Source organism: Streptomyces sp. NPDC006265, assembly GCF_040613555.1.
GTDB lineage: Bacteria > Actinomycetota > Actinomycetes > Streptomycetales > Streptomycetaceae > Streptomyces.
The window spans coordinates 1-16,463 of the sequence record NZ_JBEXSH010000098.1 but is presented as its reverse complement, the minus strand read 5'-3'; the positions used below and the strand labels follow the sequence as shown (position 1 = coordinate 16,463).

Here is a 16,463-nt window from a genome sequence, read left to right as displayed (position 1 = left end):
GGGCCTGCGCTCTTGTCTCCGCCCCGCTCCAGCCCGGCCGGCGCCCGTGCCGCACTCTCAGCACTCAGCCGGAACGGGGACATCTTGGCTCCGACTGCCGACCTCCACAACTTTCATTTATCGGCTTCGCCGCCCAATCTCATTGCAAGCCATTGACGCAGCCGCCGCTTCGATATCTTACCTGCTGATTCAATGACGCTTCCTTCTTCTGGGTTATCATCCCCAGCGGGTCGGAAAGCATCAAAATACTCCACGTCTTGCTCATACGGATTTTGAACGAAGTATGTAACCCGGCGCCACATGGTTCGCTCATCATCAAGATTGTCGGGCAGCTTTAGTCCGAGCGCATCAGCAAGAGGCTTACGTCCGAGATTGGCCAGAGCTTGCTGAGTTGCGGCCCATTCCCCAGCCGCCGTGTAGGCGATGACATACCAAAATCGAGACAGTACGACCAAAGCGGCGGAAACGATGCCCAGAATCCACCCTTCTGGGCACCCAGCGAAAATCGCCCCAATTGCAGCCAGCGCCACCATGATGTGTCCATAAATGAGACACACAAACAAGTCAACTGGTCCGCGAGCTACATCTGCTTGGCGAGTGACCTCAGCTGGTGCTGTAGCTGACAGTTCGTACCACAGCGTCTGAGAGTCTAGCTGGAATCTATCGTATGCGTAGCCCTCAAATTGCCGGATGGCATTTCCAAGCCGAGTGGGAGCTATCTGCTTCGGGTCGTCCGGATATGCTGACATCCGATCTAGTGTAGTATTGACCTTCCTCCATGCTATCTTTTCTTTTGCCAGCTTATCTTGTATCTTTTCGAGGCGGGTTTGAAGTTTCCTCCTCCTTCCCTCTTGTTTGTCATGCCCCCATTTCGATGCCCACTGAGGCCAGAGGGTGTAGCCCTCTAGGATCCCATACAGTTGGCGTTGGATTGCATTGAGGATCAATCCCGCAAGGATCGTCACTCCGATCAGTATCCACGTATCCGGTACCGCCCCCTTGATGCTTTTGCTGTTGAACTGCTTATTCTGCAGACTAGGCAGAACAAAAACGCAGAAGATCGTGACATTTATGGCCGTAGGGAGCAGCCATCCCACCAGGAGAGCCCATCCGCCAGCGATGACGCCCTTAGCGATGTCGATCATCACTCATCGCCTTGCGTGTTGCTCTCGGTCAACTTCTGCCAGAGGTTACTTTTGCGCTTGGGAGGGCGAGGGGGCCGAATGATGGGGCCGGGAGGCCTTACTCCGCGCGCCTCACTCCATCCAGGCGAATACTCCCAATTACGACGTACGGCAGCCCGGAAACGGGGATCCTGAACGTCTTTACGAAGCTCCTTTGTAAGCGGAATTAGCGCAGATGGGTCTTTGGACCCTGACCTGAGAGCTTTGATTGAACTGTTGAGTTCTGGCCTACTACCCACTCGACGGAGAACTGTTTTTTCGAGTTCATCACTACTGTCTTGGTCGGCGAGTATTCGTGCCATTCTCAAGGCTAGACCGAGAGTTGTTACTTCCTTCCTACCTCCCACTATCGATTTGACAGCGCGACGCAAATTCTTGCTTTGTTTAATCCCGCCCAAATGCCATGCTAGTGTTTGGACCTTGTGCGGGTCCTGAGGGTCAGCCTGTGCCTCTTTTAGGGCGGCAGCAGTTTCGGCCGCAGCACTTCCTGGTGCATTGGCTGGCAAGCTCGACCTAAGATACTGGGCTAGGTCATTACCATTTCCGAGCCCACCGCTAACCGCTAGCTGAGCCAATGCGTATGCTTCAACATCTGAGAGAGACCTAGCCATATGGCACCCTCCAGGGCTGGGTCACAAATTGCTCAGCTCAGCCCTACAAAGCCTGTGTGCCATGCACAAGCGAACAGGGTCAATCGCTGGGCTCATCACGAGACGTATACCTCTAGGCTGGCATACGTTACGTAGTTCCGCGACTTGAGCGGAAGACGTCTTACAAACATCCCAATTGCTTGAATATCGCACGATCGTAAGTGGTGCCGGATAGTGCTCCGGATTCGTCATCGGGGGTCGGCCGTCGTGGCTTGCTCTCGTCAACGGAATCCACTGCGTGGCCGAGGCCAGCGGGGGCGCGGCGAGACATACGCGCGCGTGCTCGATCGGCGTCCCCGCCGTCGTGGCTGACTGTCGTCGGCTGAGGCTCAAACGGGTCGCAACTAAAGGTGCTGGCCATCAGCCGAGCGCGCCATGGCTGGGCCGTCCCTGGGCCGTCCGAGGCCACTCGACAGTGGCCAATGACGACCAACAACGGCTATCCGACGCACGAGCCCACCGCTTCTGACCAGGGAAAGCCCAGCTCTCCAAGATCCCGGCAAGACCCAGGGCAAGAAGACAGGTCTTGACTCACGTATTGAGACTCCGCCGACCGCGTTAGCAGGTGCCGCAAGTTGCCGGCTACCGGTACCACACAGCCCTATGGTGGCGGTATGGCTTCAGCAGTGGGTGAGTTCTGGGACGCATCTGCACTTCGAGTGAGCGTCGACACCAACGGCCTCCAAGGCGGAGATGCCGGTCACGGAGGGTGGGCCGAGGTCGAGGTCCGCTTCCTCACCGGCGACAGTTTCGAGATGCCGGATGGAGGCAACACACAGGAGATCCTCATCAAGGTCAGTGGCGACTCTGAGATCTCAACGCTCGCAGCCGCACTGGAGTGGGCGGGAGCCCAGTTGAAGGAACTCGCTGGCGCCCGCTCAGTCCCAGTGCAGCAGCCATCGGATTGAGACGCGGGTCCCCCTCAGGTCGTGCCACTCGCGTGGCCAGAACCGTCTATGCAATGAGCACCCTCCGGGCCGTCTCGGGGCCGTCGGAGGGGCTCAACGACAACCAACGCTGACAACCATCGACAGCTAGTCACAGGTCGCAGCGTTGATCGATTGTATGGCCGCCAGGACCGGGCCCACCACTTCTTCGGCTACTGGTCGCACACCGCGGCGCTTGACTCGCCCATTGAAACTCCAGCCCAAAGCCGCTCCACCCACCTAATTGCTAGGCCCTCATTCCATCATTCTTGAACTCCGAGACTGCACAGTCCTCAGCGTCACGTACCAGCTTTATTCCGGTAAGAAGATCGAAATCTCCCGTAATCGAAGCCGCTACTCTACAAACTGTTGCGCCAAGATCGGAAAGTACAATAAGAGCGACGGCCAGAAAATGCCTAACGGTTTGATGCTGGACCTCGCTCACAGTCGGAAATGCTGACCCATTGCGGAGCCGCAGGCGGTTCATGAGTGCGCTGGGACCTGCATGAATTGCGTCATTTCCGGCCATGTAAAAGCCGCGCATGTGCTCCATATTCACGAGCTGTTCGATGTCACTGAAGGGGATCGGGGGCCTGCGTCCTGGGAAAAGTGGTGCCGCCCATCCATTCTGTCGGAAAAAGTCGCTTCCCCATGCTGCGGCTGCCCGACGCTCCAATTCTGCTTCCTGCTCGTCGAGTGGATCAGGCGTCCCCCCTTGTGCTGCGATAGCCCGTGCCTCCTTGCGGGCCTCGGCGAGTGTCCACGCCCCATAACGATCAGAAACGCTAGTGTCTAACTGTCCGAGGACAGACAGCGCGAGCGTGATGACCCCGAGCTCGTGCAAGCTCCTCGTCCTGGCCCTTACCGCTTCGGGGAAGCCATGCTCGGCTAGAAGTCGAATCTCGTTGGAGATTGAACATGCTCGCGAGTGGAGCGACAACAACAAAAGGCACTTAAGTGCCTTTCCTCCCAGGATTCCCTGCACGCCCAGGAGGCTATCCCTTTTGATCGCTGGCTCATCATCCAGGACCCATTTTCCAATGGCATCCTGAACCGCCCCATTTAGCACCTCTGCAGTGGTTAATGCGTCATCGAAAAGGAGGAGGCCTCGCCCCCATCTGCGCAAATGAGTGCGCCTGACCTTCGCCATTATCTTCTTGCGGACTCGACGCCTGCTGCCCATCTCACTCAGGAACCAATTGTAATCGTCTGGCGCCAGTTCGTCGGACAACCCAATAGCCTCGTCCATGGCTACCAGCAAGGCGTTTCCGGTCGCGCCTTCGTCTTGACTGCTTAGGGAACCTTCCCTGATATCCTCGTTGATCTTGTTTACTGCGTACCGCAGGAGTGCCGAGTCTTCCGGTTTCATGTGCCTTCGCCTCTCGGTGGGAAACCTGCCATTGAATCGCGGCCTACTCCGGAAGGCAAGGGGTTAACCTTCGCCACGATGCCGTGGGAGCAGCGTGCACCTACCGAGGGCAGCCGTCCGCTCCATACAACGTCAGTACCGCAGGCGGCAGTGACGGCGGCCGTTCGCGGTACCGGCATGGGGCGATCGGACCGGCTCATCAGGACTTGCCCGCATCTTCGAAGCGCTTGGCCGCAGGTCCGAGTCCTGCCGGGACACCAGTTTCTGCCCTCCCCCTGAAGGGCCGTAAGCGCCACGTCTCCTGGCGCAGAGCATCACAGGAGAACTAAACAGATCGAGCCGACGGCCAGTTCAAACGTCACTCGCACCCTGATTCGCCTGACGCGCCCCTCGCGTCATTTGATCCCAACTCGGAGGGTAGTTGAGCAACGCTCTGCGAACCTTTCCGACAGGCGACTCAAAGAATGGCGAGTCGCCTACAACCTTAAACCGGTGCGGCGGGATGATCCCGCCCCTCTTCAGGAAGGCTTCGAAATGCACAACTTTACCGTCCCGGTGACGGAGCGGATTAGAAGTCAGCTCAATAAGCCCGAATCTCGCAAGCGTCAAGTGTGCCTCATATACGTCCCGTGATAGGCCGTAAAGCCACTCCCTGTCCCTTTCAGCGATGTAGACCCCCTGTGAGAGGTGATCTTCGCGAAAGCGGGCCGCCAAGTGCTTCAGGATTAGATACATACGGATCTCCGAGTCCGTAAGTGCATAGACCCATCCGTTCGTGAAGAACTGCACCGGCAGGGTAATCACCGCCCGCGCCCCATCGTAATGCTCAGGGATTAGGTAATCTCGCCTCTCCGTATGCGCCACGCCAGACTCATGCAGCAGCATCAGAGGAAACCGATTGCCCGGTTCCCCGACGTTCCTCTGTACAAGATTTTCATCCGCGAGTCGCTTGAAAGATGACTTTATCTGCCTGACTCGATTTTGGGTTGCCGTGACCGGAACCTTAGCTTGCATATTCTGCTTCGCTTCCGAAACAATCAAATCAACCCACGATAATTCACCCCCCGAGACAGGTATCGGACAAATGCCAGGGATACCGTAACGCTTCCTTGTTTGGGCCTCGAACAAAGCCAGCAAGTAAACCTGGAGATTCACGCCTCGTGGCGCTGAAATACGGGCTATAGGTGACGGGTTATGTGGGCCGCCTATGAAAAAGGGGGCTCGGATTCCAACCTGCGCCGGCCACCTACCCCCGCGTCCGTGCAGCTGCCGCACCGCCGACGCCGCTTGGTCGATCCGATCAGATACCGCGTCTAGAGCTCGCACTCGGCGCATGCGGCGCTCAGCATTTCGTGGCACGTCACACCCTCTCTGACCCTTTGGCCCGTGAGGCATCATGCCGCTCACCTGCAGTGTTCCGCGTACGCGCTACACACTACATACGGGCCAAAGGGTTTTGATCATGAAAGCGGTGCCGTCTGACCCTTTGGCCCGTGAGGCAACACGCCGCTCACCTGCAGTGTTCCGCGTACGCGCTACACACTACATACGGGCCAAAGGGTTTGAAGGCGGTACCAAAAAATGGCCGCTAGATGCAGGAAAGTGGCAGCACCAAACGACGAGCGGCCCCCCGGGGCAACGGGGAGCCGCTCTCTCGCACCCAAGTTCGTCAATGCATCACACGAAGAAGGTGTCTCCATGAATGTACGCCTCGGGGGGAGAGCTTCCCAGGCTCCTGGTCGCCCACCCTGGACCGCCCTCGCTGGGCTCCTGGTGCTCAGCGTTGTGCTCACTGTCTGGGCAGTGCCTGACCTGGCAGCACCGCTTAGCACTGCGGCGGCAGTGCTCGGAGGCTTTGTCACTGTGTACACGGCCGCACGAGGTAAGGGGCAGCACAGCGGCCGCTGCACTGTCGTGAGCGAGTCGGCGCACCACCCCAGGGATGCTGAGGTGGAGCAACCCGCAGCCAGCCCTCTCGGTCTTCGGTGAGTGTCTGACTGCGTAACAACGCCGACGGACAGCGGCACGGACAAGCACGGACGCATGGGACCATCGGAGCAAGTTGGGAGGGGCAGCGGCCCAAGGCCGAACGCCCAACCAGTTTGCTTCGGAACGAAAAGGTCGCCGTGCCACAACCGTGCCAGATGCAGGGGTCAGCCACGGTCAACACCGGTGTCCCACAGCCGAGTACCCGCTTCCTTCCGCGGTCGGTGAAGCCGCAGCTCAGCTGTCAGATCATCCAGCCTCTCTCCTAAAGTGGTTGTCCAGCGCGATCACCGCGTCCACACCCGCTGAAACTCCTCGGCCGGGATGGCCTCCAGCAGATCCTCTTCAGGGTCGATCGCTTGGTCTGTCAGGCCGCCGTACTCGTCCTCCAGGTGCTCCCAGCTGTACCGGTGAAGCTGGCCGGCCGAGGTCAGCTCGGCTTGCTTGACGACGATCAACTCACCGCGGTCGGGTATGGCCTCGACGTACCACAGACCGCTCTCCTCGTCGGCGTGACGGAAGTGGTGCCGCAGGGTGGCGTTCTCATCGAGTGCTCGGAAGTACGCCACGGTCTCTGCTCTGATGCGCTCCAGGTCAACCACGCGACCATCGTGCCAGCGAGCGAGCGCGGGGTGCTCCGTTCTGCAGTTCCACGCCCCGCACCAACCGCGCGACTACAACAGCACCAAACCGGCTGCATCCCGCCGTAGCCGCCATCAGCTTGCCGCCCCTGTGGCCTCAACTGCTGTCAGCGCAGCCGTTCACAGAGGATGATGCGTCTCACAACAGCACCATCCCAGGGGGGATCATGAGTACCAACATCACGCCACCGCCGATGCCGGCTCAGCCGCCGCAGCCCGGCAAGAAGAGCCACACCAACGCCTACATCATCGGCGGCGCGGCCATCATTGCTGCCGTCGTCGTCGCCACAGGGATCGCCGTCTCTGGCCGCAGCGACGACACGGCAAAGCCACAGCCCACCGTCACCGTGACGGAAACCGTCGAGCCCGAGGCCACAGTCGAAGAGGACACCGCAGCAGTAACCGACCAGAACGCAGACGCCAAGGTCGGCGAGAAAGCCCGGAACGGCGGAGCCGTCGTCAAGGTCACCAAGGTGGCGGAGGCCGACACCATCGCGCTCGCCGGAGCCCGCAAATCCGCAGGCCCCGACGCCAAGTACGTCGTCCTCCAGACCGTCGTCAGCAACGAGGGAAAGGCCAGCATGGACCTGACGTGCTCGCTGCCCATCGTCAATGCGCTCATCGACGACCAGGGCCGACGCTTCGACACGATCGAAGATCTTTACGACGTCGCCGGCAACCCAGAATGCAACGCGCAGTTGCAACCCGGCTTCGACGACGAAATGAAGTTCGTCTATCGCGTTCCAAAGGACGCGGTGGTCACAACATGGGAGTTCTTCGAGTACGACCTTGAGGATGAAGTGACACCCACCCTCGTCAACCTGACCTGACCAGCCACCATCGGGCCTCCACCCCTCAACCAGGAGTCGGGGCCTGTCGTGCTCTCAGTCCTGCCAGTACAAGCGAGGCGAGCGTGGAGTACGCGTCGATTAGGTGGACTCCTGCGCACTCATTCGTCTGAGCACCGCACCACAAGCGCACCAGATCGAGCGGGGAACAGCGGGGAGTGGCGGTGAGAACGATCGAGCCCGACGAAGGGCGCGCCAGCTGTAGGCGGAGGTCAGCGTCCAACGGAGCGCAGAGCGCCGCAGCTTCCCAAGCTGAGAGCGCGAGTTCGATTCTCGTCACCCGCTCCACGAAGAAGGCCCAGGTCAGAGACCTGGGCCTTTTGCTGTCCGCTGTGATCACTAGCCGCGTGCCAGATTCATGTCAGAACGGTGATCGTCGGGGTCACCGGTGCCTTCATCCGGCACGGCCGCCACTTCCGGCTGCCTTCGCGTACGTCCACGTCGAACCGGCGGCGACTCCCCGTTGTCGGTCGCCGTCGGCGTGCCCGGAGTCAGTGCGTGCTGCTCCTGAGTCTGCCATCGCATCCGGCTCGGCCCGCCGCACGGGTCCTGCGTCCCGTGGCGCGCCGAAAGAGCCGGCGCGGCATCACGCCGCGCCGTCGCGGGGCAGCGGGGCGGTCGAGTTCCGTACGACGAGCTCCGTACCCACCTCCATGTGCTCCATGAGCAGCCGCTGCCCCTCGAGGACGGACAGCAGCGCGCGGGCCGCCTTCTGGCCCATGTCGTGCAGCGGCTGGCGCACAGTGGTCAGGCCGGGAAAACTCTGCGCCGCCTGCGGGAGGTCGTCGAAGCCGACGACGGAGAAGTCGGTGGGCACGTTGAGGCCGCGCGCCCGGGCAGCGTCGATGGCGCCGAGCGCCATCAGGTCGGCACCGGCGACGACCGCCGTCGGACTGTGATCGTCGATCAGACGAGCCGTGGTGCGGAAGCCGCAGGCATAGGAGAAGTCGCACGAGGCGACCAGCCGCTCGTCGACCTCCAGTCCGGCGAGCCGCATCGCGTCCTCGAAGCCCTGGAAGCGGATGGACGTGCTTTCCAGATCCTCCTCACCGCGGAGGTAGGCGATGCGGGTGTGGCCCAGGTCGATGAGGTGCTGCGTGCCCTGACGCATGCCGTGGTAGTTGTCGACGCTCAGCCGGGGCAGCGGTACATCCAGGTGCCGAGGGTCGATGATGACGCAGGGCAGTTTCTGCCGGCGCAGCAGTTCGACCGTCTCGTCCTCCAGGACCGGGGCGATCATGAGCACGCCGTCGACGAGGCCACGCGCCAGGAACTCGATCCGGTCCTTTTCCCGCACCGCGTCGTGGTAGGTGGCGTTGACGAGCAGTTCCTGCTCGGCACTGGCGAGTTCGTCGGCTACGCCGCGCAGGATCTCCAGTCCGTACTGACTGGTCAGGTCCAGCGCTATGAGGCCGATGAGCCCACTACGGCCGGCCTTGAGGTTGCGGGCCGAGACGTTCGGCCGGTAGCCGAGTCGCCCGGCCACCTCCAGGACACGGCGTCGGGTCTCCTCTGAGGCCCCCGGCTTGCCATTGATGACGTTGGACACGGTCATCGCGGAGACGCCGGCCTCCTCGGCCACCTGCGCGATTGTCGCCCGCCCTGCCACCCGAACTCCTTCTGTCTGCCGACTTCGGTCGAACGGTGTCCGCTCGTCGGATCCCCCGGCGGACGCCACCCCTGCGGTGCCGCGCCCCCTCGGCGCGAAGCCCGCTATGTGGAGCCAGAAGGGCGCGCACCCGCTCCCCTCCCTCATGAACACACGCGGGAAACTGTAACGATAAGGCAGCAGGTGCGTCAACGAGACCGTCGACTGTCGCATGGTTCAAGCCCAACGTTAATGGCAATAACGGGACATTTAGCCTGCCACTCCCGGGATCACGGCCACGCCAACCAAGCCAATCGACCACAGAAAGTTACGTATAGATGTCAGCTAAGTTTTGCGTTACAGTCCCCGCAATCGGCATGAACGATCGCCGCAAAATCGGGTCGACCGGTCCCTTTCCGTATGTGTCAGCACTTCCCCGGCACGGAAACCGACCAGCCCGTTCAAACCCCTTCAGAGATGACAAGTCGGTCCGTACCGACGATGGGTGAGGTGTGCAATGAAGCGCTCTGGGAGACGTCTCGCGGTCGCCACCACGGTCGCCGCCATGGCGATGTCGCTGGCCGCGTGCGGAGGCGGGTCGTCCGGCGCCTCCAGCGACGGCACGGTGACCATCCACGTGCAGGCGTGGAAGGGAGGCGGCGCGGAGCCGGCGAACGTCGCGGAGATCAACAAGGCGTTCGAGAAGGCCCACCCGAAGATCAAGGTCGACTTCGAGTACATCACCGCGAACGACACCTACGTCCAGAAGCTCCAGCCCGAGCTGCTCGGTGGCAAGGCCGGCGACGTGATCATGGTCGACACGGACAAGATGAAGAAGTGGGGCGCCTCCGGCTACCTCGCCGACCTGTCCGGGGAGTCGTGGGCGAGCAGAATAGCCCCGGACGCCAAGCCCTTCGCGCAGGCCGACGGCAAGACCCTCGCGATGCCGATGGAGCTGATAGGCATCGGCCTGTACGCCAACATGGACCTGCTGAAGAAGGCGGGCATCACCGAAGTCCCCGCCGACTGGCCGACGTTCCTCGCCGACCTCGCCAAGGTCAAGAAGGCCGGCATCGACCCCATCGCGCTGCCCGACAAAAGCGGGTGGACCGGCAGCTCCGTCTTCCAGGCGAGCGGTTCGACCACCGTCTACCAGAAGAACAAGCAGTGGGACACCGACTTCCTCGACGGCAAGGCGTCGTTCAACCCCGACTGGAAGGCGTCGCTGGAGCAGTTGAAGACCCTGGAGGACAAGGGGTATGTCAACTGGAAGAACCAACTCGGCATCGACGAGTGGGCACAGGGCCCGCAGGACTTCAGCGCCGGCAAGAGCGCCTTCTGGTACCAGGGCGCATGGCAGGTCTCCAACATCAAGAAGGCCGGCTTCCCGGTCTCCTTCGCTCCCTGGCCGGGCGGCGCCGAGGGCACCAAGCCCAACAGCATGCTGTTCGCCGGCACGATGTGGGGCGTCAACTCCCAGTCTCAGCAGGGTGACGCGGCACGCGAGTACGTCAAGTTCTGGTCGCAGAACGAGAACCTCGCCAAGTACCTGGAGGCCGAGAACGCGGAGTCTCCGTTCACGGACGGCACCACGCCGGAAGCCACCGAGACCACGGCCTTCACCACAGCCTTCAAGGACGGCCGTTACCGGATCCTCCCGTCCAACTCCTGGTACGCCGCGGCCAACGAGACCGAGATCGGCTCCAGGATCCAGGCCTACCTGCTGGGCAAGGCGTCCACCGCGCAGACCCTCAAGGAGATCCAGACCGCGGCGTCCGCCAAGTAACCGGCCAACCCTGGTCAGCCGTGGGGGGAGCGCGATCGGCGGCTCCCGACCGCCCCCCACCACGGCCCGTCCGGGCAAGAGGAGGACTCCCGTGTTCCACCGACGGCGTGCCACCATGGCCGCCTTCCTGCTACCGGCGATCGTCATATACGGCGTGTTCATGCTGTATCCGCTGGCCCGCGGCGTCTATCTGAGCATGACCGACAGCCTCGGCGGACCGATCGCCAACTTCGTCGGCACGGAGCAGTACCGTGCCATGGCCGACGACCCGAAGGTCACCTCGGCCCTGTGGCACACCGTGCTGTACGCGGCGGTCGTCGTGGTCGCACAGAACGCCCTCGGTCTGCTCTTCGCGAGCCTGCTCTTCCGCCGGCCCAAGGTGCGCAAGACGCTCAGCGTGGTGCTGCTGACCCCCACGCTCGTCTCCCCGGTGATGGCGGCCTTCATCTGGTCGTACCTGTTCGCCCCGGAGGGTGGCATCAACGCGCTGCTCGGCGTGTTCGGACTCGACTCGCTGCAGCACGTCTGGCTCGGGGACACCTCCACCGCCCTGTACGCGGTCGCCGCCGTCAACGTCTGGATGTTCGCGGGCTACTCCTGCGCCATCTTCCTCGCCGGCTACATGAGTGTGCCCACCGAACTGCTCGACGCGGCCGCGGTGGACGGCGCGAGCGGCTGGCGGCGATTCCGCAGCGTGGAGTGGCCGATGTTGGCTCCCGCGCTGACCGTGAACGTCACGCTCAGTCTCATCGGCTCGCTCAAGGTCTTCGAGTTCCCCCTCGTCCTCACCAACGGCGGCCCGGCCGGTGCCACGGACACCCTGACCATGCTCGTCTACCGGAACGTCTTCGGCGGCGGGAAGTTCGCCTTCGGCATCGCGGTCTCGGTCCTGCTCCTGGTGACCGTGGTCGTCCTGTCCAGCGCCACCTCCTCCCTGCTCCGGCTTCGCGAGCGACGAATCTGACGGACGGCAACCATGATCTCCACCCTCTGGCGCCGGACCTCCGGCAGCCTCGGCACCGTGCTGCTGTGTCTCGGCACGCTGACGTTCGTCCTGCCGTTCCTCTTCACCGTGGTCACCTCGCTGCGCACCGCGGCTGATGTGGCGAGGTCCCCCCTGGGCTTCCCGCACTCCCTGACCCTGCACAACTTCACCGAGGCCTTCGGGCAGATCCACTACGGGCGCAGCGCGCTGAACACACTGCTCATCACGGGTCTGTCGTGTCTCAGCATCACCGTCATCGGCTCCCTGGCCAGCTACCCGCTGGCCCGCATCACCCAGAACTGGTCGACCTGGGTGTACCGGCTGTTCATCCTGGGCACCTCGGTACCGATCTTCGTGGTGGCGGCGCCTCTGTACCTGCTGATGCGGGACCTGAACCTGCTCGACAGCTACGCGGGCGTGGTCATTATCTACACGGCCATCAACCTCCCGGTCGCCGTGTTCTTCTACACCAGCTTCGTCCGCTCGATCCCCGTGGACCTGGAGGAGGCCGCCGCCCTGGACGGCTGCGGAGCGTTCCGCACCTTCTTCACCATCATCCTGCCGCTGCTGCGCCCGATCACCAGCACGCTGCTGACCTTCGTCGCCCTCCAGGTCTGGAACGACCTGCTGGTTCCGCTGGTCTTCCTGCAGGACCCCGACAAACGCACCGTCATGGTGAACGCCTACTCCTTCATCGACCCGCACACCGTGCAGCCGACGACCCTGTTCCCGGCCGCCCTGCTCGGCGTGCTCCCGCTGTTGCTGATCTTCGTATTCCTGCAGCGGCACGTGGTCGCCGGGATGTCGGCCGGCGCCGTCAAGTCGTAGAGCCCGGCCCGGCCGCCGAGGCCTGAACACGAACACCGTCACCGTCCAGGGCACCCCCATGCCCCGACACCCGGCATCCCCGCCGTCCCGAACATCCCGGAAGGACCATCCACCGATGTACGTGGTCTCATACTTCACCGACACCGACGAGGCGCTCCACCTCGCCTACAGCCACGACGGTGAGGAATTCTCGGTGGTGAACGGCGGCCGGCCCGTCCTACGGGGCACGGTCGGCACCGGCAGACTGCGGGATCCGTTCATCGGGGTGGGCCCCGACGGCCTGTTCCATCTGCTGGCCACCGACGGCTGGACGAGCCCCTGTATCGTCCACGCCACCTCGGCCGACCTGCTCACCTGGTCGGACCAGGAACTCCTCCCGGTCATGACCGAGGTGGACGGAGCTCACAACGCCTGGGCCCCGGAGTTCTTCCTGGACCGCGGGACCGGGCTGTACCACCTCATCTGGTCGTCGGTCGTCGAGTCCGGGAGCACGCCCGAGGGCCGCGACTACGAACATATCGGCCAGGACCACCGCATCTGGCACTGCACCACCGAGGACTTCAGCACGTTCTCGGCCCCCGACGTCTTCTTCGACCCCGGTCACTCGGTCATCGACGCCACCGTGCGGCAGCTGGACGACGGCAGGTTCCTCATGGCCTTCAAGGACGAGCGAGGCACCAACGACCTCGCCACCGCGCACAAGGACATCCACCTGACCGCCTTCGAAACACCCGGCGGTCCGTACACCGCCGGCACCGGACCGGTCACCCCCTCGGTGGTGGAGGGGCCGTCGATCTTCCGGCGCGGAGGCGAGCTGGTCATCATCTTCGACCACTACCTCGAAGGGCGGTACGGGGCGGCTCGCAGCAAGGACGGCGTGGACTGGGAGCCCGTCTCCCTGGCGCTGCCGCCGGGCATGCGCCACGCCTCCGTCCTCGAAACGCCGCTCCCGCCCTCGATCCCGCCGTGCTGAGGTCCCCCGCCCCAGCCACAGATTCCGGACGTGCCCGCTTCGGCCGACCCGCCCGGTGCAGGAAGCCCCACGTCGCATCCCGCGGCGCGGAGAACACATTCACCCAGCAAGGAGCGTCGCAATGAAGCGTCGCAGATCGGACCGTCCGGGCTTCAGAGCCTCCCGCGTCCTCACCCTGCTCGCCACGCTGGCGGGCGCTCTGCTCCTCCCGGCCCCCGCCGCCATGGCGGCGGGCAGCGCCCACTACGTCGACTGCTCGGCCGCGACCAACGGCAACGGCACCCAGTCCAGCCCCTGGAACACCGTCACCAGCGTCAACAACACCACCTTCGGCGCGGGAGACAGCATCCTCTTCGCCGCCGGAACCACCTGCACCGGCCAGCTCACCCCGCAAGGATCGGGCGCCTCCGGCAGCCCCGTCACCATGGGCTCCTACGGCACCGGCGCCAAGCCGGTCATCAACGCGGGCGGCGCCACCGGCCCCGTCATCCACCTGCTCAACCAGCAGTACTGGGAGATCGGCGGCCTGGAGCTCACCAACGCGGCCTCCTCCCCCGCCTACCGCTCCGGCGTCCTCGCCGAGAACAGCTCGGGCGGCGTCCTGCACCACATCCGGGTGCACGACATGAACATCCACCACATCAGCGGCTGGCCGGGCGGCTGGTACTCCACCAACGCGGGCGTCGGCGTCCAGACCGACCACACCGCAACCGTCTCCACCTGGGACGACGTGGTGATCGAGAACAACACCTTCGACCACGTGGACCGCATCGCCGTCGCCGTCACCCCGGACGGGGACGGCCAGGGCACCGGCCAGACCACGGGCACGGTCATCCGCAACAACACCATGACCTACGACGGCGCCGACGATGTCCTCGTCGTCAAGAACGACGGTGCCCTCATCGAGGGCAACAAGGCCGGCTACGGCGGCGCGAAGGCCACCTGCCCGCCCTCCGGTCAGTACTGCAACGGCGCCTCGGCCGGCATCTGGATGTCCGGCAGCAACGACACCGTCGTCCAGAACAACGAGGTGTACTGCCACGTCAACGGCGCCGACGGCACCGGCTTCGACGTCGACTGGGGCAACCACAACACCACGTTCCAGTACAACTACAGCCACCAGAACCTCGGCGGCTTCATGCTGGTCATGCCGCCCTTCTCCATCGCCAACGAGCCGACGTCGACCATCGCCAGTGACGGCACGGTCGTCCGCTACAACATCAGCGAGAACGACGGCTCCAACGCCGGCTGCCCCGCCTCCGGCACTGCGTCCCACGGCTCCGGCGTCTTCCACTTCGTCGGCAACGTCCCCAACCGGAGCGGAAGTCCGGTCGCCGTCCCGCGGTTCTACAACAACAGCATCTACATCAACAAGAGCGGCCTGAACACCCCGATCCTGTACTCGCGCAAGGGCACCAGCATCACCGGCAACCTGTCCTTCCGCAACAACGCGGTGTTCAACTACGGCACCGGCGGCTACTTCTCCAGCGTCAACTCCACCTACAACAACAACCTCTTCTACGGCAACCACCCGTCCTCCGAACCGGCCGACGCGGCGAAGGTCGTGACCGACCCCGAGTTCCGCAACCCCGGCAACGCGAATACCTCCTCCTCGTACACCGGCACCGACGCCTACCAGGTCCACCCCTCCTCCCCGGTGATCCGGGCCGGCATGGTCATCAGCAACAACGGCGGCAAGGACGCCTTCGGCAACACGGTCTCCGCCACGGAGGCACCCAACATCGGCGCCGACAACGGCACCGGCGGCAACCTCGTCTCCAACGCCGGCTTCGAGACGGGCGCGATGAGCCCCTGGACCAACAGCGGCGCCGCCCCCTCCGTCACTTCCTCAGGCGCCCGCACCGGCGGCTTCGCCCTCACCACCCAGGCGAGCGGCAGCGGCGCCAACCAGAGCATCACCGGCCTCAGCCCGAACACCACCTACCTGCTGACCGGTTGGGCCAAGGTGGCGAACGCCGGGGAGACCCTCGCCATCGGCGTCAAGAACTACGGCGGCACGGAGACGTTCACCAACGTGGCCACGACGTCGTACTCCCAGGCCGCGGTGCTGTTCACCACGGGCAGCTCCAACACCTCGGCCCTGGTCTACTGCTGGAAGAACACCGGCGGCACCGGCACCGGCAACTGCGACGACCTCGCGGTGGAACGGATCTCCACCCCCTCCAACGTGCTGACCAACGCGGGCTTCGAGACCGGCTCCCTGAGCCCCTGGACCCGCAGCGGCAGCGGCGCGCAGTCCAACGTGGTCGCCTCCAACGCCCGCACCGGCACCTACTCCCTGCAGACCGGCGCCGCCACCAGCGGTGTCGAGCAGTCCGCCACCGGCCTCACCGCGGGCAGCACCTACCTGCTGGCCGGCTGGGCCAAGGTCGCGAACGGAAGTGAGCAGGTCGCCGTCGGTGTGAAGAGCTTCGGCGGCACCGAGACCTACCTGCGCACCTCCAGCACCGCCTACTCCCAGCAGCCGATCTTCTTCACCACCGGCAGCACCAACACCTCGGCCGCGGTCTACTGCTACAAGGACGCGGGCTCCTCGGCCGGCTACTGCGACGACTACACCCTGATCAAGCTCTCCTGACGGCACACGGCCCTCAAGGAGAATCCTTTCCCCACAGTGGGGGGGGCGGGGGGTTCCCGCCCCCCCCCCCCCCCCCCCCCCCCCCCACCCCCACCCACTG

The 16,463-nt window shown here is 63.7% G+C and carries 12 protein-coding genes; 7 read left to right on the top strand and 5 right to left on the bottom strand.

All coding sequences use genetic code 11. The features are described from left to right. Positions 1-113: 113 nt before the first annotated feature. A complete protein-coding gene (locus tag ABZ281_RS11350) occupies positions 114-1,145 on the bottom strand; it encodes a hypothetical protein (protein ID WP_356654369.1) in 1,032 nt (343 codons plus the stop codon). Between the two features lie 1,303 nt (positions 1,146-2,448). Here ABZ281_RS11350 and ABZ281_RS11345 point away from each other — a divergent pair. Next, complete coding sequence (locus ABZ281_RS11345) at positions 2,449-2,742, top strand: hypothetical protein (RefSeq protein ID WP_356654367.1); 294 nt, start codon at positions 2,449-2,451, stop codon at positions 2,740-2,742. 265 nt (positions 2,743-3,007) lie between these two features. Here ABZ281_RS11345 and ABZ281_RS11340 read toward each other — a convergent pair whose 3' ends face one another. The 3 genes from ABZ281_RS11340 to ABZ281_RS11330 all read right to left on the bottom strand — a co-directional run bounded on the left by ABZ281_RS11340 (position 3,008) and on the right by ABZ281_RS11330 (position 6,717). Continuing rightward, positions 3,008-4,129, bottom strand: coding sequence for a DUF5677 domain-containing protein (locus tag ABZ281_RS11340; RefSeq protein WP_356654365.1), 1,122 nt, complete (start codon positions 4,127-4,129; stop codon positions 3,008-3,010). Positions 4,130-4,480: 351 nt separating this feature from the next. After that, positions 4,481-5,284, bottom strand: a complete 804-nt coding sequence (locus ABZ281_RS11335; protein ID WP_356654363.1) for a hypothetical protein — start codon at positions 5,282-5,284, stop codon at positions 4,481-4,483. A 1,118-nt stretch (positions 5,285-6,402) separates the two neighbouring features. Continuing rightward, positions 6,403-6,717, bottom strand: a complete 315-nt coding sequence (locus ABZ281_RS11330) for a hypothetical protein (protein WP_356654361.1) — start codon at positions 6,715-6,717, stop codon at positions 6,403-6,405. A gap of 206 nt (positions 6,718-6,923) precedes the next feature. Here ABZ281_RS11330 and ABZ281_RS11325 point away from each other — a divergent pair, with 206 nt between their 5' ends. Beyond that, a complete protein-coding gene (locus ABZ281_RS11325; protein WP_356654359.1) occupies positions 6,924-7,586 on the top strand; it encodes a hypothetical protein in 663 nt (220 codons plus the stop codon). A 604-nt stretch (positions 7,587-8,190) separates the two neighbouring features. Here the strand turns inward: ABZ281_RS11325 and ABZ281_RS11320 are convergent. Further along, complete coding sequence (locus tag ABZ281_RS11320; protein WP_355921779.1) at positions 8,191-9,186, bottom strand: LacI family DNA-binding transcriptional regulator; 996 nt, start codon at positions 9,184-9,186, stop codon at positions 8,191-8,193. 523 nt (positions 9,187-9,709) lie between these two features. Here ABZ281_RS11320 and ABZ281_RS11315 point away from each other — a divergent pair. The 5 genes from ABZ281_RS11315 to ABZ281_RS11295 all read left to right on the top strand — a co-directional run bounded on the left by ABZ281_RS11315 (position 9,710) and on the right by ABZ281_RS11295 (position 16,363). Continuing rightward, positions 9,710-10,978, top strand: coding sequence for an extracellular solute-binding protein (locus ABZ281_RS11315; protein ID WP_356654356.1), 1,269 nt, complete (start codon positions 9,710-9,712; stop codon positions 10,976-10,978). A gap of 91 nt (positions 10,979-11,069) precedes the next feature. Beyond that, the gene (locus ABZ281_RS11310) at positions 11,070-11,942 is read left to right on the top strand and encodes a sugar ABC transporter permease (protein ID WP_355921787.1); all 873 of its coding nucleotides are present in this window, start codon (positions 11,070-11,072) and stop codon (positions 11,940-11,942) included. 12 nt (positions 11,943-11,954) lie between these two features. Next, a complete protein-coding gene (locus tag ABZ281_RS11305) occupies positions 11,955-12,791 on the top strand; it encodes a carbohydrate ABC transporter permease (RefSeq protein WP_356654354.1) in 837 nt (278 codons plus the stop codon). Between the two features lie 115 nt (positions 12,792-12,906). Next, the gene (locus ABZ281_RS11300; RefSeq protein WP_355921793.1) at positions 12,907-13,764 is read left to right on the top strand and encodes a glycoside hydrolase family 43 protein; all 858 of its coding nucleotides are present in this window, start codon (positions 12,907-12,909) and stop codon (positions 13,762-13,764) included. A gap of 121 nt (positions 13,765-13,885) precedes the next feature. Continuing rightward, positions 13,886-16,363, top strand: coding sequence for a carbohydrate binding domain-containing protein (locus ABZ281_RS11295; protein ID WP_356654351.1), 2,478 nt, complete (start codon positions 13,886-13,888; stop codon positions 16,361-16,363). Positions 16,364-16,463: the final 100 nt, after the last annotated feature.